18 protein-coding genes are annotated in these 21,877 nt (G+C 65.7%); 7 read left to right on the top strand and 11 right to left on the bottom strand.

Annotated features, from left to right (window positions below; genetic code table 11):
• Positions 1–17: 17 nt before the first annotated feature.
• The 5 genes from WCZ84_RS02980 to xdhA all read right to left on the bottom strand — a co-directional run bounded on the left by WCZ84_RS02980 (position 18) and on the right by xdhA (position 7,932).
• The gene (locus tag WCZ84_RS02980; protein WP_372684771.1) at positions 18–1,514 is read right to left on the bottom strand and encodes an AMP nucleosidase; all 1,497 of its coding nucleotides are present in this window, start codon (positions 1,512–1,514) and stop codon (positions 18–20) included.
• Positions 1,515–1,568: 54 nt separating this feature from the next.
• Complete coding sequence (gene guaD / locus WCZ84_RS02975) at positions 1,569–2,888, bottom strand: guanine deaminase (RefSeq protein WP_372684770.1); 1,320 nt, start codon at positions 2,886–2,888, stop codon at positions 1,569–1,571.
• A gap of 85 nt (positions 2,889–2,973) precedes the next feature.
• A complete protein-coding gene (gene xdhC / locus WCZ84_RS02970; RefSeq protein WP_372684769.1) occupies positions 2,974–4,014 on the bottom strand; it encodes a xanthine dehydrogenase accessory protein XdhC in 1,041 nt (346 codons plus the stop codon).
• A complete protein-coding gene (gene xdhB, locus WCZ84_RS02965) occupies positions 4,014–6,392 on the bottom strand; it encodes a xanthine dehydrogenase molybdopterin binding subunit (protein ID WP_372684768.1) in 2,379 nt (792 codons plus the stop codon). Before xdhB ends, xdhC begins: the two co-directional genes overlap by 1 nt.
• A 55-nt stretch (positions 6,393–6,447) precedes the next feature.
• Positions 6,448–7,932 (bottom strand): xanthine dehydrogenase small subunit, encoded by a 1,485-nt coding sequence (gene xdhA / locus WCZ84_RS02960; RefSeq protein WP_372684767.1) that lies wholly within the window; start codon positions 7,930–7,932, stop codon positions 6,448–6,450.
• A 174-nt stretch (positions 7,933–8,106) separates the two neighbouring features.
• On the opposite strand from xdhA, the gene WCZ84_RS02955 reads away from it, so the two are divergent.
• Positions 8,107–9,117, top strand: a complete 1,011-nt coding sequence (locus tag WCZ84_RS02955) for a LysR family transcriptional regulator (RefSeq protein ID WP_372684766.1) — start codon at positions 8,107–8,109, stop codon at positions 9,115–9,117.
• Here WCZ84_RS02955 and WCZ84_RS02950 read toward each other — a convergent pair.
• A complete protein-coding gene (locus tag WCZ84_RS02950) occupies positions 9,060–10,007 on the bottom strand; it encodes a LysR family transcriptional regulator (RefSeq protein ID WP_372684765.1) in 948 nt (315 codons plus the stop codon). The two genes, WCZ84_RS02955 and WCZ84_RS02950, sit on opposite strands and share 58 nt — an antisense overlap.
• Before the next feature lie 152 nt (positions 10,008–10,159).
• Here WCZ84_RS02950 and uraD point away from each other — a divergent pair, with 152 nt between their 5' ends.
• Together uraD and WCZ84_RS02940 are read left to right on the top strand one after the other, a co-directional pair.
• Positions 10,160–10,666, top strand: a complete 507-nt coding sequence (gene uraD, locus WCZ84_RS02945) for a 2-oxo-4-hydroxy-4-carboxy-5-ureidoimidazoline decarboxylase (protein ID WP_372684764.1) — start codon at positions 10,160–10,162, stop codon at positions 10,664–10,666.
• Positions 10,667–10,686: 20 nt separating this feature from the next.
• Positions 10,687–11,217 (top strand): ureidoglycolate lyase, encoded by a 531-nt coding sequence (locus tag WCZ84_RS02940; protein ID WP_372684763.1) that lies wholly within the window; start codon positions 10,687–10,689, stop codon positions 11,215–11,217.
• Here the strand turns inward: WCZ84_RS02940 and WCZ84_RS02935 are convergent.
• Positions 11,192–12,100: a DMT family transporter gene (locus WCZ84_RS02935; RefSeq protein ID WP_372684762.1), complete on the bottom strand. Its 909-nt coding sequence runs from the start codon at positions 12,098–12,100 to the stop codon at positions 11,192–11,194. The genes WCZ84_RS02940 and WCZ84_RS02935 overlap by 26 nt on opposite strands.
• A 264-nt stretch (positions 12,101–12,364) precedes the next feature.
• Here WCZ84_RS02935 and hyi point away from each other — a divergent pair, with 264 nt between their 5' ends.
• The 3 genes from hyi (at position 12,365) to WCZ84_RS02920 (ending at position 16,728) form a co-directional block, all read left to right on the top strand.
• The gene (gene hyi / locus WCZ84_RS02930; RefSeq protein ID WP_372684761.1) at positions 12,365–13,156 is read left to right on the top strand and encodes a hydroxypyruvate isomerase; all 792 of its coding nucleotides are present in this window, start codon (positions 12,365–12,367) and stop codon (positions 13,154–13,156) included.
• A 5-nt stretch (positions 13,157–13,161) separates the two neighbouring features.
• Entirely contained in the window at positions 13,162–14,424 is a 1,263-nt protein-coding gene (locus tag WCZ84_RS02925) for a glycerate kinase (protein ID WP_372684760.1), read from the top strand.
• 120 nt (positions 14,425–14,544) lie between these two features.
• Complete coding sequence (locus WCZ84_RS02920; RefSeq protein WP_372684759.1) at positions 14,545–16,728, top strand: malate synthase G; 2,184 nt, start codon at positions 14,545–14,547, stop codon at positions 16,726–16,728.
• Between the two features lie 42 nt (positions 16,729–16,770).
• On the opposite strand, the gene WCZ84_RS02915 is transcribed toward WCZ84_RS02920, so the two are convergent.
• The 4 genes from WCZ84_RS02915 to WCZ84_RS02900 all read right to left on the bottom strand — a co-directional run bounded on the left by WCZ84_RS02915 (position 16,771) and on the right by WCZ84_RS02900 (position 20,752).
• Complete coding sequence (locus WCZ84_RS02915) at positions 16,771–17,964, bottom strand: acetylornithine transaminase (protein ID WP_372684758.1); 1,194 nt, start codon at positions 17,962–17,964, stop codon at positions 16,771–16,773.
• 12 nt (positions 17,965–17,976) lie between these two features.
• The gene (locus WCZ84_RS02910; RefSeq protein WP_372684757.1) at positions 17,977–18,867 is read right to left on the bottom strand and encodes an EamA family transporter; all 891 of its coding nucleotides are present in this window, start codon (positions 18,865–18,867) and stop codon (positions 17,977–17,979) included.
• An 81-nt stretch (positions 18,868–18,948) separates the two neighbouring features.
• A complete protein-coding gene (locus WCZ84_RS02905) occupies positions 18,949–20,220 on the bottom strand; it encodes a nitrate/nitrite transporter (RefSeq protein ID WP_372684756.1) in 1,272 nt (423 codons plus the stop codon).
• A gap of 106 nt (positions 20,221–20,326) precedes the next feature.
• Positions 20,327–20,752, bottom strand: coding sequence for an organic hydroperoxide resistance protein (locus WCZ84_RS02900; protein ID WP_372684805.1), 426 nt, complete (start codon positions 20,750–20,752; stop codon positions 20,327–20,329).
• 159 nt (positions 20,753–20,911) lie between these two features.
• Between WCZ84_RS02900 and WCZ84_RS02895 the strand changes: the two genes are divergently transcribed.
• A complete protein-coding gene (locus WCZ84_RS02895) occupies positions 20,912–21,853 on the top strand; it encodes a TRAP transporter permease (RefSeq protein ID WP_372684755.1) in 942 nt (313 codons plus the stop codon).
• The last annotated feature ends 24 nt before the right edge of the window (positions 21,854–21,877 follow it).

Raw genomic sequence — 21,877 nt, 5'->3', positions numbered from 1 at the left:
GCAGCGGGCCGGCCCGCCTACTTGAAGGCCGTTTCGATGAAGCTGCGCAGCTTGCGCGAATGCAGCCGCTCGGGCGGCATTTCGCGCAAGTGCTCGAGCGCCCGGATGCCGATGTGCAGGTGCTGGTTGACCTGCGTGCGGTAAAAGGCGCTGGCCATGCCGGGCAGCTTGAGTTCGCCATGCAGGGGCTTGTCGGATACGCACAGCAAGGTGCCATACGGGACACGGAAGCGGAACCCATTGGCCGCGATGGTGGCGGATTCCATGTCCAGCGCGATGGCCCGCGATTGCGACAGGCGCTGCACGGGCTCCTGCTGGTCGCGCAGCTCCCAGTTGCGGTTGTCGATCGTCGCCACCGTGCCGGTGCGCATGATGCGCTTGAGCTCCCAGCCCGACAGCCCGGCGACCTCGGCCACGGCCTGTTCGAGCGCGACCTGCACCTCGGCCAGCGGCGGCACCGGCACCCACAGTGGCAGGTCGTCATCCAGCACATGGTCTTCGCGCACATAACCGTGCGCGAGCACGTAGTCGCCCAGGCGCTGGGTGGTGCGCAGGCCCGCGCAATGCCCCAGCATCAGCCAGGCCGACGGCCGCAACACGGCCACGTGATCGGTGATCGTCTTTGCATTCGAAGGGCCCACGCCAATGTTGATGAGCGTGATGCCCGAGTGCCCCGGGCGCTTCAGGTGATAGGAAGGCATTTGGGGCAGGGCCGCCGCCGCGGCCGGCGCCGCATGCGCCTGTTCGGGCGTGATCACGACGTTGCCGGGCTCGATGAGTTCGGTGTATCCCCCCGTGCCCTGGGCCAGCGACTGCCGTGCCCAACGCACGAACTCGTCTACATAGAAGGGATAGTTGGTGAACAGCACGAAATCCTGGAAGTGCGCCGGCGAGGTGGCCGTATAGTGCTGCAGCCGGTGCAGCGAATAATCGATGCGGGGCGCCGTGAACGGCGCCAGCGGCCGGGGCTGGTTGGTGCGCCCGCGCCAGGTGCCGTTGACGATGGCGTCATCGGTGACCACCAGGTCGGGCACGTCGAAGTGATCGCGCAACGTATGCCCCGGCACTTCGGAGACTTCGCCCTCGACGTACTCGCCCTCGGGAAACGCGAAGTGCAATGGGATAGGCAGGTCGGACTCGCCGATCTCGACCGGCACGCGGTGATTGCGCAGCAGCAGCCGCACCTGTTCGCGCAGGTAGTCGCGAAACAGGTGCGGCTGGGTGATCGTGGTCATGTAGATGCCGGGCTCGACCAGGTGCCCATACGAAAGGCGGCTATCGACTTCCTGGTATGTGTGGATGCGGATGCGCAAAGCCGGGTAACAGGCCCGCACGCGCTGCCCGGTTTCGAGGCCCCGGGTGCAGTATTCACGGAAGGCATCGCGTATGAAGGCCGTGTTGCGCTGGTAGATTTCGATGAGGCGCGCCACCGCCTGGTCGGCATCATCGACGCTGGAAAAAGGAATCAGCGGCGGCAGCCGGGTAGGGCGGTTGAGTTCGAGCTGCGGGTCCATGTCAAGGATTATGGCACGGAGCGGGGGCGGGCAGGCGGGGCGGCGCCCGGGGGCTCAGTCACGCCGGTGAACCTCGCGCCCGGCGGCGTAGGTCGCGGCCACGGCCCGATCATCCCCCAGCATCGCCAGCGCAAACAATAGCTCTTCCAGAGCGTCGGCCTGTTCGCTGCGCCGGGCCAGCAAAGGCGTGGCGCGCGGGTCCAGGACCACGAAATCGGCCTCGGCGCCGGGCGCGAGCGTGCCGATGCGCCCCGACAGCCCCAGGTGCCGGGCGGCCCCCTGCGTCGCCAGCCAGAACATGCGCTGCGCGGTCAGGTGATGCCCTGTCAGCCGGGCCACCTTGTGCGCTTCATTCATGGTCGACAGCATCGAAAACGAGGTCCCGCCGCCCACGTCTGTACCCAGCGCCACCGGGACACGCTGTGCACGGGCGGTGGCGTGATCGAACAGACCGCTGCCCAGGAACAGATTGGAGGTCGGACAGTGGGCCGCCACGGCCCCGCTGTCGCGCAGACGGCAACGGTCGTCGTCATCGAGCCAGATGCAGTGGCCATAGACCGCTCCGGGGCGCAACAGGCCATGGCGGTCGTAAATGTCCAGATAGCTGCGATGGCCCGGAAACAGCGCCATGGCCCAGTCGACCTCGGCCCGGCTCTCGGCCACGTGCGACTGGATGTAGGCATCCGGGTAGGCCCGTGCCAGCTCGCCGCAGCGGCCCAGCTGCCCGGCGCTCGACGTAGGCGCAAAGCGCGGCGTCAGCGCATACAGCTGGCGCCCCGTGCCATGCCAGCGCCGCAGCAGCGCCTCGCTGTCGCGCGCACCCTGTTCGGCCGTGTCCTGCAGATAATCCGGGCAGTTCCGGTCCATCATCACTTTGCCGGCAATCATGCGCAGGCCGCGGGCGTGACTGGCCTCGAAGAAAGCCTCTGCCGACCCCGGGTGCACGCTGCAGTACACCAGTGCCGTGGTCGTGCCGCAGCGTACGAGCTCATCCAGAAAGAAGCCGGCCACCTCGCGCGCGTACCCGGGATCCTCGAAGCGCCGCTCGGTGGGATACGTCCAGGTTTCCAGCCAGGGCAACAGACTTTCGGCCGGCGATGCGATCATGTCGGTCTGGGGGTAATGAATGTGGGCATCGACAAAGCCAGGCACGATCAGGTGTTCATGCCAGTCGTGCACCACGACCCCGGGCGCCAGCGTGCGCGCCAGCTGCGCGTGTTCGCCGCAGGCCAGCACCTCGCCATCCTGCACGATCAGCAGACCGTCCCGGATCCACACCACGGCCTCCTCATCCCGCTGCGGATCATCGCGAAAATAAAGCAGCTGGGCGCGATAGGCGGCCTGCGCCGGATCCGGGGAATACTGCTGAGGCATGAAAAGTCTCCTGTGGGATCGAATACGGATTGAACAGGCGGTCCGGCTCGAGGTCCTGCAAAACGCATGCCTTGCAGGGCCGTGGTCAGGACTGCAGAAGGGTTTCCGGGGACTGGGTGGATGCAGCCGCCTGCCTGGCATGCAGGCGCAACAGCTGCGCCGCCACGGCCACCGCGATGACTTCGGGCTGCTTGCCGGTGATGCCGGGTTCGCCCACTGGGCAGGTAATGCGTTGCTGGCGCTCGATCGGGATCCCCTTGGCGTTGAACCGTTGCTGGAATCGGTGCCATTTTGTGGCCGAACCGATCAGGCCGCAATAGGCAAAATCATGATGTCGCATCAGATACTCGCACAGCCGCTGGTCCAGCGCGTGGTCATGCGTCATGATCAGGAAATAACTGCCCGCCGGCGCTTCATCGATGACCGCCTCGGGCACGTCGGTGGCCTCGATGGTGACCTGGCGGCCGACTTGATCGGGAAACTGATCCTCGCGCGCATCCACCCAGGTCACCCGGCAGGGCAGCGTCTGCAGGATCCGTACAAGGGCGCGGCCCACGTGGCCGGCGCCAAATACCACGACGTTCTGCCCATCTGGCGACACCGGCTCGGTAAAGACGGGACAGCCGCGGGCATCGTGCCAATCCAGCAGGCGCGCTGCGCGAAACCGGTCTGCAGGCCGTGACGCGGCGCCCGGCGGCTGCAGGCGCACCCAGGGCGGCCGCCCGCTGCCGCCCAGCCCGACTTCGCGCTCGAACGCGGCCAGGCTCGCCAGGCGGGCCCGCGCGTCTTCGAGCCAGGCGCGATCGGCCTCGCGCAGGCGCTCGAAGAGCAGGTGCACCAGGCCGCCGCAGCATTGCCCCAAAGACGCCGCCAGGGGCACTTCGAACACGTGCCGATCCATGGCCAGGTCCGTGCCCGCAGCCGCCTGGAGCATGGCGCGCGCGCGCGCCATGGCGACCCATTCGAGGGGGCCACCGCCAATCGTCAGCCATTGATGGCCGGCCGACACCAGCATCTTGGCCCCCGCCTCGCGAGGCGCGGAACCCCGGACTGCGGCCACGCTGACCAGCACCGCGGCCTGCCGCCTGTCGAGGCACCACAAGGCCTGGTCGATCCAGGCAGCCATTATGCCGCGCCGTGCTGGCGCACGCCCTCGATGGCCCGCAAGATGGCTTCCGGCGTGGCCGGGGCGCAGAGGTCGGGAGACTGCCGGCCATCGCCCACCGCAGCCACCGCATCGGTGATGGCGTTGAAGACGCTGATGCCGTGCAGCAGGGGCGGCTCGCCCACGGCCTTGGAGTGGTGCACGCTGTCCTTGTGGTTGCGCGCCGTGTAGAGGCGTACGCGGAAGTCGCGTGGGCAGTCGCTGATCGCCGGGATCTTGTAGGTGGACGGCGCGTGGGTCATCAGCCGGCCATCCGCGCGCCAGACCAGCTCTTCGGTGGTCAGCCAGCCCATGCCCTGGATGTAGCCGCCCTCGATCTGGCCGATGTCGATGGCCGGATTGATGGACGCGCCCGCATCGTGCAGGATGTCGGCGCGCAGCAGCTTCCATTCGCCCGTGAGCGTGTCCACGACGACTTCGGATACCGCCGCACCAAAGGCGAAGTAATAGAACGGGCTGCCATGACTGGTCGCCTTGTCCCAGTGGATGCCGGGCGTGGCATAGAAGCCGTCGGACCACAATTGGACCCGATCCCAATAGGCTTCGTCCACCAGCTGCGCAAACGGGATCGTACGGCCCTGGACGCTCACCTGGCGCCAGGCGAATACCACGTCTTCGGGCTGACCCCCGTACTGGCGCGCCGCAAAGCCCGCGAGACGCGCCCGCAGCGTCAGGGCCGCGTCTTCGGCCGCCTTGCCGTTCAGGTCCGTACCCGTGGATGCCGCGGTCGCCGACGTATTGACGACTTTGTAGGTATCCGTGGCCGTGATGCGTACGCAGTCCAGATCCAGACCCAGCGTGTTCGCCACGATCTGGGCCACCTTCGTATTCAGGCCCTGGCCCATTTCGGTGCCGCCGTGATTGACCAGCACGGAGCCATCCCGATAGATATGCACCAGCGCCCCCGCCTGGTTGAAGGCCGGCACATTGAACGAGATGCCGAATTTCACCGGTGTGAGTGCCAGACCCTTTTTGAGGATCGGGTTGCAGGCATTGAACTCGGCGACCGCCCGGCGCCGTTCGCGGTAGTCGGAACTGCGCTCGAGCTCATCGACCAGGGGGCCGATCAGGTTGCCTTCCACCACCTGGCCATAGGGGGTGACGTTGCGCGTGTCTGTGCCATAGAAATTGAGCCGGCGCACATCCAGCGCGTCCTTGCCCAGAAACCGGGCGATCCGCTCGATGACCACCTCGGTCACCAGCGCCCCCTGCGGCCCGCCAAACCCGCGAAAAGCGGTATTCGACTGGGTGTGGGTCTTGCCGCACAAGGTATGGATGTCGGCCGCCGGAATGTAATAGGCATTGTCGAAATGGCACAGGGCCCGGCTGGCCACCGCTTCGGACAGATCCGCCGAAAACCCCGAACGCAGGGTCATGTCGAGGCGCACGCCCAGGATGCGGCCATCGTCATCGAAGCCGTAGTCGAATTCATACCAGAACCCGTGCCGCTTGCCGGTGATCATGAAATCGTCGTCCCGATCGACGCGCAGCTTGACCGGCCGCCCCAGCCGGTGGGCGGCGACGGAAGCCAGACAGGCAAACAGGGCGGATTGGGACTCCTTGCCGCCAAAGCCACCGCCTATGCGCCGGCACTCTACTCGCACCTGGTGCGCCTGCCAACCCAGCGCGTGACCGACCACCGCCTGCATTTCGCTTGGGTGCTGGGTCGAGCACAGGACCAGCATGCCATCCTTTTCCTGCGGGATGGCATAGGAAATCTGCCCCTCGAGGTAGAACTGTTCCTGATCGCCGCACTGGAATGTGCCACGCGCATGGTGCGGCGCAGCATCGAGCGCCGCCTGTACGTCGCCCTGCTGCAGCCGCAAGTCGCCCAGCGTGGTGCGGGCATTGGCCGCACGGGCTTCTTGCGGGGTGAGCCGATGCGGCAGGCTGTCGTACTGCAAGACGCCCAGCCGGGCCGCCCGCCGGGCCGCATCCACGCTCTCGGCCACGACCATGAAGACCGGCTGGCCCAGATACTGGACCCGGCCATCGGCCAGCAAGGGGTCATCGTGCAGCACCGGGCCGCAATTGTTCTCCCCCGGGATGTCACCGGCCACCAGCACGTCGATGACGCCCGGCGCCTGGCGCACGGCCTCGAGGTCCATCTCCGTGATCCGCGCATGCGCCCGCTGGGACAGCCCCAGCGCCGCATACAGGGTGCCGCGCAGTTCCGGAATGTCGTCGGTGTACAGCGCTTCGCCACTGACGTGCAGGCTGGCGGACTCATGCGGACTGGCGGCACCGGCCGCCGGCTCGCCCACCACCGGATGCGGGATGTGGTCATTGCTGACGGCCAGGCGTTCGAGCTCAGCCGGTCCGTTGACTTGAATGTCCATGTCGGTCTCCTCGGGGCGGGGCGCCGCCCGTGGCCGGGCAGGGCGCCACGGCGCCCTACAGTGTTTCAGCCAATGCCGCCACGTGCACCTGCCGGGATGCCAGCGCGCCGCCTGGCGCAGTCTCGAGATAAAAGCGATACAGCAGGTTGCGCGCGGCCGTCAAACGGTATTGGCTGCTGGCGCGCATGTCGCTCAGGGGTTCGAAATCATCGGCCAGGCGCCGCATGGCCGCCCGTACCGTTGCCTCGGTCCAGGCTTGCCCCAGCAAGGCGGCCTCGGTGGCCCGGGCTCGCGCGGGCGTGGCGGCGACCCCGCCAAAGCCCGTGCGCACCGCCTGCACCCGGCCTGCGTCATCGAGCGTGACGGCAAAGGCGGCGCACACGGCAGAGATGTCCTGGTCGAAGCGCTTGGACAGCTTGTACGTGCGGAAATGCCGGCCGGGCACGCCGATCGGCACCCGCAGCCCCTGTACGAATTCGCCTGCCTCGGCCGCGGTCTTCTGGTAGGCCAGGTAAAAATCTTCTAATGGCATTTCGCGCACACGCGCGCCCTGGCGCAGGATGATCCGCGTGCCCAGGGCGATCAGGCCCGGCATCGAATCGCCAATGGGCGACCCATTGGCGACGTTGCCACCCAGCGTGCCGGCATTGCGAATGGGAAAGGACGCGAACCGCTGGCGCATCTCGGCCAGTTCGGGCAGGCGCGCCACCAGGGCATCGAATGCGTCATTGAGCAGAGCGCCGGCGCCGATGACCAGATCGGCGCCTTCCGGACGGATGGCGCGCAGTTCGGCCACCTGGCCGATATAAATCAGTTCGGGCAGGTCGCGGTATTGTTTCGTGACCCACAGCCCCACGTCGGTGCTGCCGGCCAGAAGGCGGGCATCCGGAAGCGCCTGATACAACCGGGCCAGCTGTTCGAGCGTGCGCGGCGCATGAAACCGATGGCCGGCGTATTCATACACGAACACCTGGTCATCCTGCAGCGTATCCAGCACCCGGGCCAAGGCGGCCCGGTCGAAGGGCACGGCCGGATAGGTGAACATTTCGGTTGCGGCACGAATGATGGGCCGATAGCCCGTGCAGCGACACAGATTGCCCGACAGCGTGTCGTCGATCTGCGCGCGCTCGGGCACGGGCCCGCCCGGCGGGTGCGCCAGGTACATGCCCCACAGCGACATCACGAAACCGGGCGTACAAAACCCGCATTGCGACCCGTGATGATCCACCAATGCCTGCTGCACAGGATGCAGGGCGCCATCGGGCTGGCGCAGGTCTTCGACCGTATACAGCGCTTTGCCGTCGAGCGTGGGCAGAAACTGGATGCATGAATTGACTGCCCGCAAGGCGACGCCCCCCCGCCCGTCGGGCTCGGCCACAAGCACGGTACAGGCCCCGCAATCGCCTTCTGCACAGCCTTCTTTGGTGCCCGTGCAGCCCAGGTCTTCGCGCAGGTACTGCAGCACCGTGCGTGTGATGGGCTGGTCGGCCACCACCTGCGTTCTGCCGCGGAAATGAAAACGGATGGGTCGTGTCTCCATGGCCATGCCTTGCTTGGAATTCGCCTACTGTCGAAGATAGCACCAATACAGGGCAAAGCCATTCAAATGCAATGATGGTGCTTATCAGGGATGCGCGCCAGCGCGCCACCAGCCCGCCCGCTGGCGCGCGCTAGGCCCTTGCGGACACTGCCAATAGACGCACAAGACACAAACATGAATAATGCCTCCATGCCCCGACCACGCAACTTCATGGACACCCATCTGCTGCACATCCTGCGGACCCTGCTGACCGAACAAAGCGTGTCGCGCGCTGCCGTGCGGCTGGGGCTGTCGCAGCCCGCGCTCAGCAATGCGCTGCGCAAATTGCGCGATATCTCCGGCGATCCGATCCTGGTCCGCAGCAAGAACGGCATGGTGCCCACCGAACGGGGGCTCGAGCTGCTGGCCCACGCCAACGACGCCCTGGCCGCCATCGATCGCATCACCAGCCCGCCGCAAATCTTCGACCCAGGCACCACACGGCGCGTATTCCACCTGGGGGCACCCGATTACCTGGACGCCATGTTCCTGCCCAATATTGCGGCCATCCTGCGTCACGAAGCCCCTTGTTCGCGCTTCATCATCCATACCATCCATGCAGAGCACGACTACACCAGCGCGCTGGAAAACGGCACCCTGGACGTGGTGATCGGCAATTGGCTGCAGCCACCGCCGCAAATGCACCTGTCGCGGCTGTTCGACGACGAGGTGGTGTGCATGGTCGGCAGCCAGAATCCGATTGCCCATCGCCCCCTGACGCTGCAGCAGTATCTCCAGCTTCCCCACCTGGCGCCCTATCCGTATGTCTCCGAGCGCCAGAGCTTCATCGACGGCTGCCTGGCCGCTCGCGGCCTGCAGCGCAATATCCAGATGACGATCCCGTATTTCGGCCAGGTGGCCGGCATGCTGCTGCGCACCGACCTGATTTTCACCACCGGCCGGCAATTCGCGCGGCACTATGCCCGCTACCTGCCCATCACCTTGCTGCCATCGCCGTTCGAATTTCCACCCATGCGGTTCTACCTGCTCTGGCACCGGCGCTCGCATGGCTCGCCCGAAGCCGCCTGGCTGCGCCAGTGCATCAACCGGGTGGCGGCCATGCTGCAGGCCAGCCAGGCAGACGCCCGTCAGGGCACAGAGCCGTCAGGCACCTGCATCGCCCGGCCGCACGCCCCCAGCAAATGACGCAGCCATTGGTGGGCGGGCGCATGGTGATGCCGAGCGTGCCATAACTGATAAAACCGCATGGGTGGGAACCCGATGGGCGAAGCCAGCATCACCAGCGGCAACAGGCGGCAATAGTACTGCGCAAAATGCCGTGTCGTGGTGAACACCAGGTCCGTGCCCGGCAGCAGATAAGGCGCCAACATGAACGATTGCGCCTCGACGCACTCGAGCCGCTGCACACGCAAAGACGTCAGCACCGTATCGATCATGCCGCGCTGGGTCATCGAGTACGGCGTGGGCACCACGTGCGGCATGCGGCGGTAGTCCTCCAGCGTGATTCCGCGTCGCGCCAATGGATGGTCGGCGGCCACCAGGCACACGATGCGGTCTTCGAGCAACATCGACAAGTGCATGCGATCGGGCGGTTCGGGCCAGTTGCCGATCACCACGTCCAGGGCGCCCTCAGCCAGGGATCGCTCGAAGTCGAATTCGGGCCCCAGCGCATGCAATACCAGGCGCGCCTGCGGCGCCTCGCGCCTGAAACGGGTCACCACGGATGCCGCAAAGGCCGGGGCCAGATAATCCGGCGATCCGATGCGAAACACCTGACGCGAATGGGCGGCCTCGAAATGGACCCCCGATTCGAACATCGCATCGATGGCGTCGAGCGCGGACCGGGCATGCGCCAGGATGGCGAGGGCGCGCTCGGTCGGTACCATGCCGCCTTTTTCGCGAACCAGCAGGGGATCGCCCAGGATATTGCGCAGGTTCTTGAGCGCCACGCTGATGGCCGGCTGCGATTGATTCAGCTTGAGCGCAGTGCGCGAGACGCTGCGTTCGGCCATGAGTATGCTGAACACCTTGAGCAGGTAGGTATTCAGATGCTCATGATTGCGTCGAGTACTCATGGCGACCCCTCATCCTGGCGACCCCTCCGTTCGGCGACGGCCCGAAACGACGGATACGTCATGCCGTATAGTCCTTATACCGTATCGCGCCCTTCATTTGATCCACGCCAGACCGTAGACTGACGTTCCGCTTTGTTTTCATCGATACCGCCATGACCCTGAAAGAACTGTCCGAACTGCCCCAGGACGCTTTCACCCGCCAGCTCGACGCAATCTTCGAGCATTCCCCCTGGATACCGCAGCGCGCCTGGCAAGCGCGGCCCTTCGCAGACCTGCCGGCCCTGCACGGGGCCATGATGGACGTCGTCCTGCAAGCCAGCCCGGAAGAACAGCGGGCGCTGATTTGCGCCCACCCCGAACTGGCCGGGCGCGAAGCCGATGCCGGCATGCTGACCCAGGCCTCCGCGGGCGAGCAGCGTGGCGCCGGGCTGGATCAGTGCAGTGCCGAAGAGCTGCAACGGCTGCGCACCCTGAACGCGCGCTACCGGGCGCGCTTCGGGTTTCCGTTCGTGATCGCCGTCAGGGGGCGCGATCGCGGCCAGATCCTGGCCGCCATGGAAGCCCGCCTGAACCACGACCCGGCGACCGAACACGCCGCCTGCCTCGAACAGATCGGGCAGATTGCCCTCTTTCGGTTGCAGGCCCTGCTGAACGCCTGAGACCCGCCCCGAGATCCAATATGCCCACGCCCCGCATTCTTGCCGTCGAACCCCTCAGCCGCAGCGCCTTCGCCCCGTTTGGCGACGTCATACAGGCCGATGAAGCGTCGGTCCATTACAGCATCAACGAAGGCAACACCGTGCGTTTTCACGACCTGGCCAAGATCGACCCCGGCCCGGAAGGCCGGGCGATCGTCTCGATTTTCCGCGGACAGGCCCGCCGCCTGCCCTTCGCCATCCACATGATGGAGCGCCACCCCAAAGCCAGCCAGGCCTTCATTGCGCTGTCGGGGCGCCCGTGGCTGGCCGTGGTCGCGCCGCGCGAAGCCGCACCGCGCGCAGAAGACCTACGCGTGTTTCTGTGCCAGCCGCACCAGGGGGTCAACTACGCGCCCGGCGTCTGGCACCACCCCCTGCTGGCGCTGCAGGACACCAGTGACTTCCTGATCATCGACCGGGCCGGACCCGGCGAAAACTGCGACATCGTCACATTGGCCCCGTATGCGCTGATCCCCGATGGATCCCTCAATGGTTCAGGGAGCGCAGGCTGAGCACCACCAGCGCCAGCACAATGAGCACCATGCCCGCCAGTTCCATGCCGGCCGGCTGCTCGCCCAGCTGCAACCAGGCCGACAAGGTTCCGACCACCGGCACGCCCAGTGCCGACAGGCCGACCACCCCCGCTGACAGGTGTTGCAGGGCAAAGACCCACAGCGTCCAGGCCAGGGCCGTGGAAATGAACACGTTATAGAGGATGGCGCCCCAGAAATACGGGGTGGGGTCGACGGGCCGCTCGGGCACCAGCCAGGCGACGACACACAGCGCAAGGGCGCCGAACAGCATTTGCCACGCGGTCAGGGGCAGCACGTCCATGGGGCAGTCGCGCTTGATCCATTTGGTCGTGATCATGGCCAGTGCCCAGCACAGTCCTGCCAGCAGGGCCATGACCTCGCTGACGATGGACGCCTGGCCGTGCCAGGGCTCCAGGATCAGTACCAGACCCGCTGCGGCGATGGCCAGCGCCAGCCATTGCAGGCCCCGGATACGCTCGCCAAAGCTGATCCAGGCCATCGGGATCACCCAAAATGGCATGGTGTACGTCAGCATGGATGATTTGCCCACGCCCCCATACACCAGGGCCAGCTGCACGAAGATACAGAACCCCGTCGTTTGCAGCAGGCCAAACAGCAGCACCCGGCGCCAGGACGTCATGCGCAGCGGCATGCGCCGCACCAGCATGATGGCGAGCAGCACCAGGGCGCCAAACAAGTTGCGCATGGCCTGGAAATCCATGGGGCCCACGTAGAGCAGCACCTTTTTCATGATGACCCAGTTGTAGCCCCACGTCACCGCCATGGCCGCCAGCGCCAGCAAGGCCAGGCGCTGGTTGTGCCGGGCCGCGGCAGCGGGCCGGGATGGTGGCGTACCGGGCACCGGGGCGGATGGCGAAGTGCGGGGAGCTGGATCCGGGGGAGGGGGTGTGGGAGCGCCGGCGATGTGCTTCAAGATATCTGCGTGCGGCGGCCGGGCTGCCGGCCGGATTCGGCCCGTGCCAGGCTTGCCTTCTGGTAAGAGAACTTTCAGTGTATCAATGAATCCGCCAGACGCCGCGTGAAGCGCACACCGGTCTCGTGCGTCCGATCTGCCGTATATTGTCGTCATGCAGCCGGTGCGCTGCCCGTCCGAAGGAGACCCCCAATGCCCCGTTTCGCCGCCAATCTGTCCTTGTTGTTCACCGAGGTCGGCTTCCTCGACCGCTTCGAAGCGGCGGCCCAGGCCGGATTCACGGGGGTCGAATATCTGTTTCCTTATGAATGGGACAAGGCGGACCTGGCAGATCGCCTGAAGGCGCACGGGCTGACCCAGGTTCTGCACAACTTGCCGGCCGGGCACTGGGAAGCGGGCGAAAGAGGCATTGCCTGCCTGCCCGGGCGTGAAGCCGAGTTTCGGGACCTCCTGGCCCTGGGGATCGAATACGCTCAGGCGCTGGGCTGTCCGCGCGTCAATTGCCTGGCGGGCATCGTGCCGCAAGGGCTGGACCGGGCCGAGGCGCGCCGCACGTTGGTGGCCAACCTGCGCCATGCGGCTGGCGAGCTGCAGAAAGCCGGCATCGTGCTGCTCATGGAGGCCATCAACCAGTACGACATGCCGGGATTCTTCGTTTCACGCACGGCCGATGCCCTGGGCATCCTCGCCGAGGTGGGCTCGGACAACCTGAAACTGCAGTACGACATTTACCACGCCCAACGCACCGAAGGCGAACTGGCCAATACCCTGAGCCAGCACCTGGCCCATATCGGCCACATCCAGATGGCCGACAATCCAGGGCGTCACGAGCCGGGCACGGGTGAAATCAACTTCCCGTGGCTGTTCCGCCATCTGGATGCCATTGGCTATCCAGGCTGGGTCGGTTGCGAATACCGTCCGATGGGCACGACCACGGAAGGCCTGGGCTGGCTGCGGGCCGCCACCCGCTCTCCCGGCGTCTGAAGACCATGCGCCCAGATCCCCGCAGCCTGCTTCGCCAGCTGTTTGCAGCCGCCGTGCAGTCGGCGCAGCCCGCGCACGGGCTGGCCGCACACCTGCCCGCCCCCCCACGGGGCCGCACAGTGGTCATTGGCGCCGGCAAAGCATCGGCCGCCATGGCCCAGGCACTCGAAGCCGCCTGGCCCGGCCCACTGAAAGGCACCGTGGTCACCCGCTATGGCCATGCCGTACCCTGCCGCCAGATCCGCATCCTCGAGGCGGCCCACCCCGTCCCCGATGCAGCCGGCGAGCAGGCGGCGCGGCAGCTGTTCGACCAGGTGCGGGGCCTGGGCCCGGATGACCTGGTGATCAGCCTCATCTCCGGCGGCGGTTCCGCCCTGCTGCCGCTGCCGGCGCCCGGCATCACGCTGGCCGACAAGCAGGCCGTCAGCACGGCCCTGCTGCGCTCCGGCGCCAACATTCGCGAGATGAACTGCGTGCGCCGCCACCTGTCGGCCATCAAGGGGGGGCGGCTGGCGGCCGCCTGCGCACCCGCCCGGGTCGTCAACCTGCTCATTTCAGATGTCCCCGGAGACCGGCCCGAGGACATCGCCTCGGGCCCGACCGTGGCCGACCCCAGCACCTGCGCCGACGCCCTCGAAATCGTGCGGCGCTACGGCATTCATTTGCCGTCCGCCGCCATCGGGCGGCTCGAGTCCGGCGCGGGGGAGACGATCAAGCCCGGCGACCCGCGCCTGGCCAATGTCCAAACCCATCTGATCGCCACCCCCCAGCAGGCCCTCCAGGCTGCCGCCCGCGTAGCCCGCTCGGCGGGCATCACCCCCGTGCTGCTCGGGGATCGCATCGAAGGCGAAGCCCGCGAGGTGGGCAAGGTGCTGGCCGGCATCGCCCTGCAGGTCCGCCACCATGCGCAACCCGAGGCGCCGCCCTGCGTACTGCTCTCAGGAGGGGAAACCACCGTGACGGTGCGCGGCCGCGGCCGGGGTGGGCGCAACGTCGAATGTCTGCTGTCGATGGCCCTGGCACTCGACGGCTGCCCGGGCATTTATGCCCTGATGGGCGATACCGACGGGGTCGATGGCCAGGAAGCCATCGCCGGGGCGCTGCTCGCCCCCGACTCCCTGGCGCGCGCGTGGCAGGCCGGCGGGTCGCCCCGCGCGTTTCTGGACGACAACGACGCGCACACCTTTTTCGAGCGCTTGGACGACGCGCTGGTTACCGGCCCGACGCTGACCAACGTAAATGACTTCCGTGCCATCCTGATCTTGTAAAATCCGGCGCGACAGGCACTGGCCACTGCGTTGCAAAGGCTTTACCCTTCTGTTGGACTCCCTATAATCAAACGCAAGACCATTTTCCGGTCTTCCCGGAACATTCGAGCAAGGACCCCCATGACTGATCGCATATCCTGCCACGGGCTGCAAGTGGCGACCGTACTTCATCGATTCATCGAACAAGAGGCCCTGCCAGGCACCGGCATCCAGGCGGATGCTTTCTGGGCCGGCCTCGCAGCCCTGATACGCGATCTGACCCCAGCCAACCGCGCCCTGCTGGCCGAACGCGACCGCCTGCAGAGCGCACTGGATGCCTGGCACACCGAACATCCCGGTGCCGTGGCCGATCCAGCCGCCTATCGCCAATTCCTGACGGAAATCGGCTATCTGCGGCCTGTCCCCGAACACGTGACCGTACACTCGGCGGGGGTGGACACCGAAATCACCCAACAGGCAGGCCCCCAGCTCGTGGTGCCGGTCACCAATGCGCGTTACGCGCTCAATGCCGCCAACGCCCGCTGGGGCAGCCTGTACGATGCCCTGTACGGCACAGACGCCATCCCCGACACGGGCGGCGCCGAGCGCGGCGATACCTACAACCCGGTACGCGGCGCCCGGGTAATCGCCTTCGCACGCAACTTCCTCGACAGCCATTTCCCCTTGCAGCAGGGCACCCATGCCCGGGCAACCGGCTACCGGATGGCCGACGGGCAGCTCATTGTCACGCAAGACGGCGGCGGCCAGACCGGGCTGGCGGACGACACTGCCCTGATCGGCCACCGGGGCCCCGCAGACGCCCCCCAGGCCATCCTGTTGCGCCACCACGGCTTGCACGTGGAAATCCAGTTCGATGCCACGCACCCCATTGGCCGCACGGACGCCGCCCATATCAAGGATGTGGTCCTCGAAGCGGCAGTGACCACCATCATGGACTGCGAAGACTCCATCACCGCGGTAGACGCCGAAGACAAGGTGCAGGCCTATCGAAACTGGCTGGGCCTGATGCAGGGCACGCTCAGCGCCGAGCTCGAGAAGAACGGCAAGACCGTCACACGCACGCTGAACGCCGATCGGCCCTATACGGCCCGCGACGGCAGCGCGGCCCGCCTGCACGGCCGCTCGCTCATGTTCGTGCGCAACGTCGGCCACCTGATGACCAGCCCCGCCATCCTCGACGCCAACGGCGACGAGGTCTTCGAAGGCATCCTGGATGCCGCCTTCACGGTGCTGATCGCCCTGCACGACCTCGAGGCACGCCAGAACACGCGCACGGGTTCCATCTACATCGTCAAGCCCAAAATGCACGGCCCCGACGAAGTCGCATTCGCAGATACGCTGTTTGGCCGGGTAGAACAGCTGCTGGGCCTGCCCGACCACACCATCAAGATGGGCATCATGGACGAGGAACGCCGCACCAGCGTCAATCTCAAGGCCTGCATCGGCGCGGCCGCCAACCGCGTAGTGTTCATCAACACCGGCTTCCTGGACCGCACCGGCGATGAAATGCACACCGCCATGCGCGCCGGCCCCATGGTGCGCAAGGGCGACATGAAAACCCAGGAATGGATCCGCGCCTACGAGCTGAACAATGTGCAGACCGGCCTGGAATGCGGCCTGCGGGGCCACGCCCAGATCGGCAAGGGCATGTGGGCCATGCCCGATCTCATGCACGCCATGCTCGAGCAGAAGATCGACCACGTCAAGGCGGGCGGCAACACGGCCTGGGTTCCGTCACCCACTGCCGCGACCCTGCACGCGCTGCACTACCACCAGGTAGACGTGGTCAAAGTGCAAAAAGCACTCGAGGGCCGGCACGAAGACTACACGGATCGCATCCTCACCATACCGGTCGCCACGCGCCCGGACTGGTCCGCCGCCGAGCGCCAGCAGGAACTCGACAACAACTGTCAGGGCATTCTGGGCTACGTGGTGCGCTGGGTGGATCAGGGGGTAGGGTGCTCCAAAGTGCCCGACATCCACGACGTGGGCCTCATGGAAGACCGGGCCACCCTGCGCATCTCGAGCCAGCACATCGCCAACTGGCTGCTGCATGGCGTGGTTTCGCGCGAACAGGTCGAAGCCACCCTGCGTCGCATGGCGACGGTCGTCGATCATCAGAACGCGGGCGATCCGCTCTATGAACCCATGGACGGCCACTTCGATACGTCATGCGCATTCCGCGCAGCCAGCGACCTGATCTTCAAGGGGCTGGCGCAGCCCAACGGCTACACAGAGCCGCTGCTGCACCACTGGCGCCAGGTCAAGAAGGCCGAACAGGCCGAGCTGGCCGCCCATCGCTGACCGCGGCCCGCCACCCGGGGCAGGCCCGCCGGCACGACGACACTACCGCGTGCACACCTGCCCAATCAGCCGGTCCAGCCAGATCAGCAGGGTGTCCACTTCTTCGGCCGTGACATTCAGGGCCGGCATGAACCGCAACAGCCCGCTGCGCGGGCTGTTCAACAGCAGGCCCTCGGGGCTGCGTTCGCGAGCCGCCTCGACCAGCGCGGGGCCGTGGTCGCCATCCAGCTCGAGTACGCGCAACAGGCCCTGGCCCCGTTCGCCCGGCAGGCCCCACTTTTCGCACAACGACAGCAGCCCGGTGGACAATTGCTGGGCGCGCGCGTTGACGTCGTCCAGGAATCCTGGCGCCGTCAAGGCATCGAATACGGCCACACCGACCGCCGTCATCAGGGGGTTGCCGTTATAGGTGCCGCCCTGGTCGCCGTGTTCGAAACAGCTGACCGATTCGCGCGCGCACAGGGCCGCCAGCGGTACGCCGCCGCCGATCCCCTTGCCCAGGGTCATGATGTCGGGCTCGATGTCGGCATGCTGGTAGGCAAACAGCCGGCCGGTGCGGCCCATGCCCGTCTGCACTTCATCGACGATGAGCAGCAGGCCGTGCTCACGCGTGAGCACGCGCAGGCCTTGCATGAACGCAGCCGTGGCCGGTATGACCCCGCCTTCGCCCTGCACCGGTTCGAGCATCACGGCCACGGTCTGCGCATCGATCAGCGCGCGCACGGAATCCAGATCGTTGAGCCTGGCCTTGGGAAAGCCTTCGACTTGAGGCGGAAACTTGCGATCCCAGCCTTCCTTCCCGGACGCCGACATGGTGGCCAGCGTGCGTCCATGAAAGGCGTGCTCGAAGGTGATGATCTTGTACGCGCCATCGCGATGCTTCTGCCCCCATTTGCGCGCCAGTTTGATGGCGCCTTCGTTGGCTTCGGCGCCACTGTTGGCAAAGAATATCCGATCGAAGCACGATGCCTGTACCAGGCGCAGTGCCAGATCGATGGAAGGCTGATTGTAGAATGCCGCCGACGGATGGATGAGCAAGTGCGCCTGCCGCTCGAGCGCCGCGATGATTTCCGGCGCGCCGTGCCCCAGGCTGTTCACGGCCCAGCCCTGAACGAAGTCCAGGTAGCGCTTGCCGGTGTGGTCTTCGAGCCAGGACCCGTGCCCCCGCACGAATATCTGCTCCGGGCGGGCAGTGATTTCCATCAGGGCGTCGAGCCCTGTACGATTGATCGGCATGGCAACCTCATATCAGTGTTTTGTAAAAAATCCCAGCTTCAGCCAGCGCCAGCCAAACAAGTTGACGGCCAGCCCCAACAGGACCACGAGCCCGCCCAGCCACTGCAACAGCACCAGGCGTTCACCCAGGAACCAGTTGGCACACAGCAGCCCGACGATGGGGATCAGCAAACTGAGCGGTGCCACACGGGCCACCGGATGGCGCGCCAGCAGCTGCCCCCACAGCACATAACCCACCAGGGTGGCCAGGACCGACAGGTAGGCGACCACCAGCACCCCTTGCAGGCTCACGTGCGTGAGACTGACCATGATCTGTTCCCGGCCCTCGAACAACAGCGACAGCAGGCCGAAGGGCACCGGCGCGACCAAGGCCCCCCACACCACCAGCGACAGCATGCTCACCGGGCCCGCGCACTTGAGCGCCACATTGCCCACGGCCCAGCTGAATGCGCCCATGAGCGTCAGCAGAAATCCGACCAGAGGCACGGGTGCCGCCCCTTCGCCCCAAGGATACAAAAAGACGAGGCCCGCGATGGCCAGCAGCATGCCCAGCACATGCTGGGGCAACAGGGCTTCGCGCAGCACGACCGCCGCAATGCCCACCGTCATGAAGGCCTGCATCTGCATGACGATCGACGCCAGCCCGGCCGGCATGCCCAGCCAAAGGCCCAGAAACAGCAGCATGAACTGGCCCACGCAGATGGTGGCGCCATACAGCAGCACGTGACGCCATGCGAGCACCGGGCGCGGCACGAACAACACCGCCGGGAATGCCACGAACAGAAAGCGCAACCCCCCCAGCAATAGCGGAGGGAATTCTTCCAACCCCAGTTTCATGACGACGAAGTTGGCGCCCCAGACCACGATCAGGATCAGGGCCGCCAAGATATCTCTGAGGGGCATCCACACTCCAGCCGCCTGCGGGCGGTAAAACCTGCATCATACGCTTTTGGCGCCCGGACACCCCCTGCTGGCGTGGTCTCTTCAGATTTCGCCCACCAGTTCGGTGCCCGCCCTCGGGCTGCGGCGATACGAGTAATGCATGAACACCAGCGACACGCAAACCGTGCCATAAAGCAACATGAAGGCGCTGGAATACACCCCGGTCAGGTCCAGCAGAATGCCGAACAGGATCGGCAGGATGAAGCCCCCCAGCCCGCCAGCCAGGCCCACGACCCCCGAGACGGCCCCGATGTTGTCGACGTAGTCGTCGCTGATGAATTTGAACACCGACGCCTTGCCGATCGCCATGGCCACGCCGACGATGAACAACAGCACGGTGAACAGGCCCGCATTGAGCCCAATATTGAGGGACAGGGGGCCATGAAGCGTCTCTACCGTCATCCGGGTCTGCGGGTAGGACAGGATGAAAAAGCAGACCCAGCACACCCACATGACCCACCAGGTCACGGGATACGCCCCATAGCGGTCTGAGAACCAGCCGCCCAGGGCCCTCAGGACCCCGCCAGGCAGCGAGAACACCATGGCCAGGAAGGCCGCCAGCGTGAGGTCGAAGCCATATTCAGACACATAATATTTGGTGATCCACAGCGCCAAGGCGACATAACCGCCGAAGACCACCGAATAATACTGGCAATAGCGCCATACGCGGGGATCCTTGAGCACCTTGAGCTGCTCCAGCATGGTGACCCCGCCCGGCGAGCGATGGGCGGGATCCGAATGGCTGAACAGCCAGAACAACAGGGCCGTGCCCAGCATCAGGCCGGCATAGACTTTGGGCAGCATGGTCCAGCCAAACGCGGCAATGATCAAGGGGGCCACGAACAGGTTCAGGGCGGAGCCCGAATTGCCTGCCCCGAACACGCCCATGGCAAAGCCGCGCTGCCCGGGTGCAAACCAGCGTGCCACGTAGGGTGTGCCCACGGAGAACGTGCCGCCAGCCAGGCCGACGAACAGCGCCAGCACCAGGAACTGCAGGTAGCTGTCTGCATAGGCCATCAGATACAGCGGCGGCACGCACACCAGCAGCACCAGAAAGAACACGATGCGACCGCCATAGCGATCTGTGAGTATGCCCAGCGGCACGCGCACCAGCGAACCCGTCAGGACGGGGGTGGCGATCAGCAGCCCGAACTGCGTCTCGTTCAGATCGAGATCCGTTTTCAGGGGAACCCCGAGCACCGAGAACATCGTCCAGATGGCGAAGCAGACCGTGAAGGCGAAGGTACTGGAAAAAAGGACGGACAGTGCCTGACGCGAGGCAGGCGCGAGCGATGCGGCAAGGTTGGATGGCATGGTGGCCTCATGGATAAGGAGACGTCCCGATCCATGATAACCACACTGCGAGCGCCGTTATTTGACCTGCATCAGACACCCGGCAGGAAACCGGCGCGGGCGCCCGCTATTGCACGACGAGGGTGACCCGGATGTTGTTCTGGGTCGCATTCGAGTATGGGCACACGACATTGGCTTTTTGCACCAGGCTTTCCAATACAGCCTTGTCTACGCCCGCTGCGGCAATCGTCAGCTCGACCGCCAGGCCAAAGCCAGTCGCATTCGGGCCGATCCCCACGGCCGCGCTGACGGTCGCACTATCGGGCAGGCTGACCTTTTCCTGGCCGGCCACCAACTTGAGCGCCCCCAGAAAACACGCCGAATAGCCGCAGGCAAACAGCTGTTCGGGGTTGGTGCCCGGACCACCGCTCCCGCCGATCTCGGTCGGCGTGGACAAGGTGACCGACAGGCGCCCGTCATCGGTCTTTGCGCTGCCCTCGCGCCCGCCGGTGGCGGTCGCATGGGCGGTATACAGTACTTTGTCGGGTGACATCATCAGACTCCTGCAAACAAGTTCATGAGAACAATACTCATTCTATTCCTTCCTGAGCGGCCGGCCCGCCATCTCCCGCCCGCCGCAAAGGACATTTCGGCCCCGTGAAGCGCACAGGACCCATGCCATAATGCAAGGAAAATGGAGGAGGACCCGATCATGGCCGAGCCTGGAGTCACCGATGCCGAAAAAATTCTCAAGGCCGAATCCGGTGGGCGCGAACCCGACAAAGCCTGGCAGCGCTGGCTCATCGTGCTCATCGCAGTGGCCTGGTCCCTGTTCCAGGTATATGCCAGCGACACCGGATCGCTGGACCCCCAGAAAGTGGGTTCCATCCACCTGGCCTTCGGTTTCGCGCTGGCCTTCCTGGCCTATCCCGGCAAGTCCGGGCCGCTGAACCGCATCCCCTGGACGGACTGGCTGCTGGCCATTGGGGGCATCGTTACATCGCTGTACATTTTTGTCGATTACTACAACCTGATCGCCGTCCAGGGCGGGGTGCCCATCGAGCGCGACGTCTGGATGGGCACGGCGCTGCTCATCATCCTGTGCATCGCGGCCGCCCGTATCGTGGGCTACGCGCTGCCAACCATCGCCGGGCTCATCATCCTCTATGGCGCCATGGGCCCGGCAGGCATCATCCCGATGACGCCACCGGACGTGCTGTACCTGCACAATGGCTACAGCTGGAACGAAATCATCCAGCAGCTGTACATCACGGCCGAAGGCATCTGGGGCACCCCCATTCAGGTATCGGCCACCTTCGTCTTCCTGTTCGTGCTCTTCGGGGCTCTGCTCGACAAGGCCGGTGCAGGCCAATATTTCGTCGACCTCGCCTACAGCGCACTGGGCACGTATCGCGGCGGGCCCGCCAAGGCGGCGGTGGTCGCCAGTCTGCTGACCGGGGTGATCTCGGGTTCCTCCACGGCCAATGTGGTCACCACCGGGACATTCACCATCCCGCTCATGAAACGGGTCGGCTATCCGGCGGTGAAAGCGGGCGCCACCGAATGCGCCGCGTCGGTCAATGGCCAGCTCATGCCCCCCGTCATGGGGGCGGCGGCCTTCATCATGGCCTCGTTCCTGAACATTCCCTATTAGCAACTCATCATCTACGCCTTCGTG

Source organism: Castellaniella sp. (assembly GCF_041675725.1).
Classification (GTDB): domain Bacteria; phylum Pseudomonadota; class Gammaproteobacteria; order Burkholderiales; family Burkholderiaceae_B; genus Castellaniella.
Note: the sequence above shows the minus strand (reverse complement) of the source record. Positions and strands in the feature narration are given on the sequence as shown.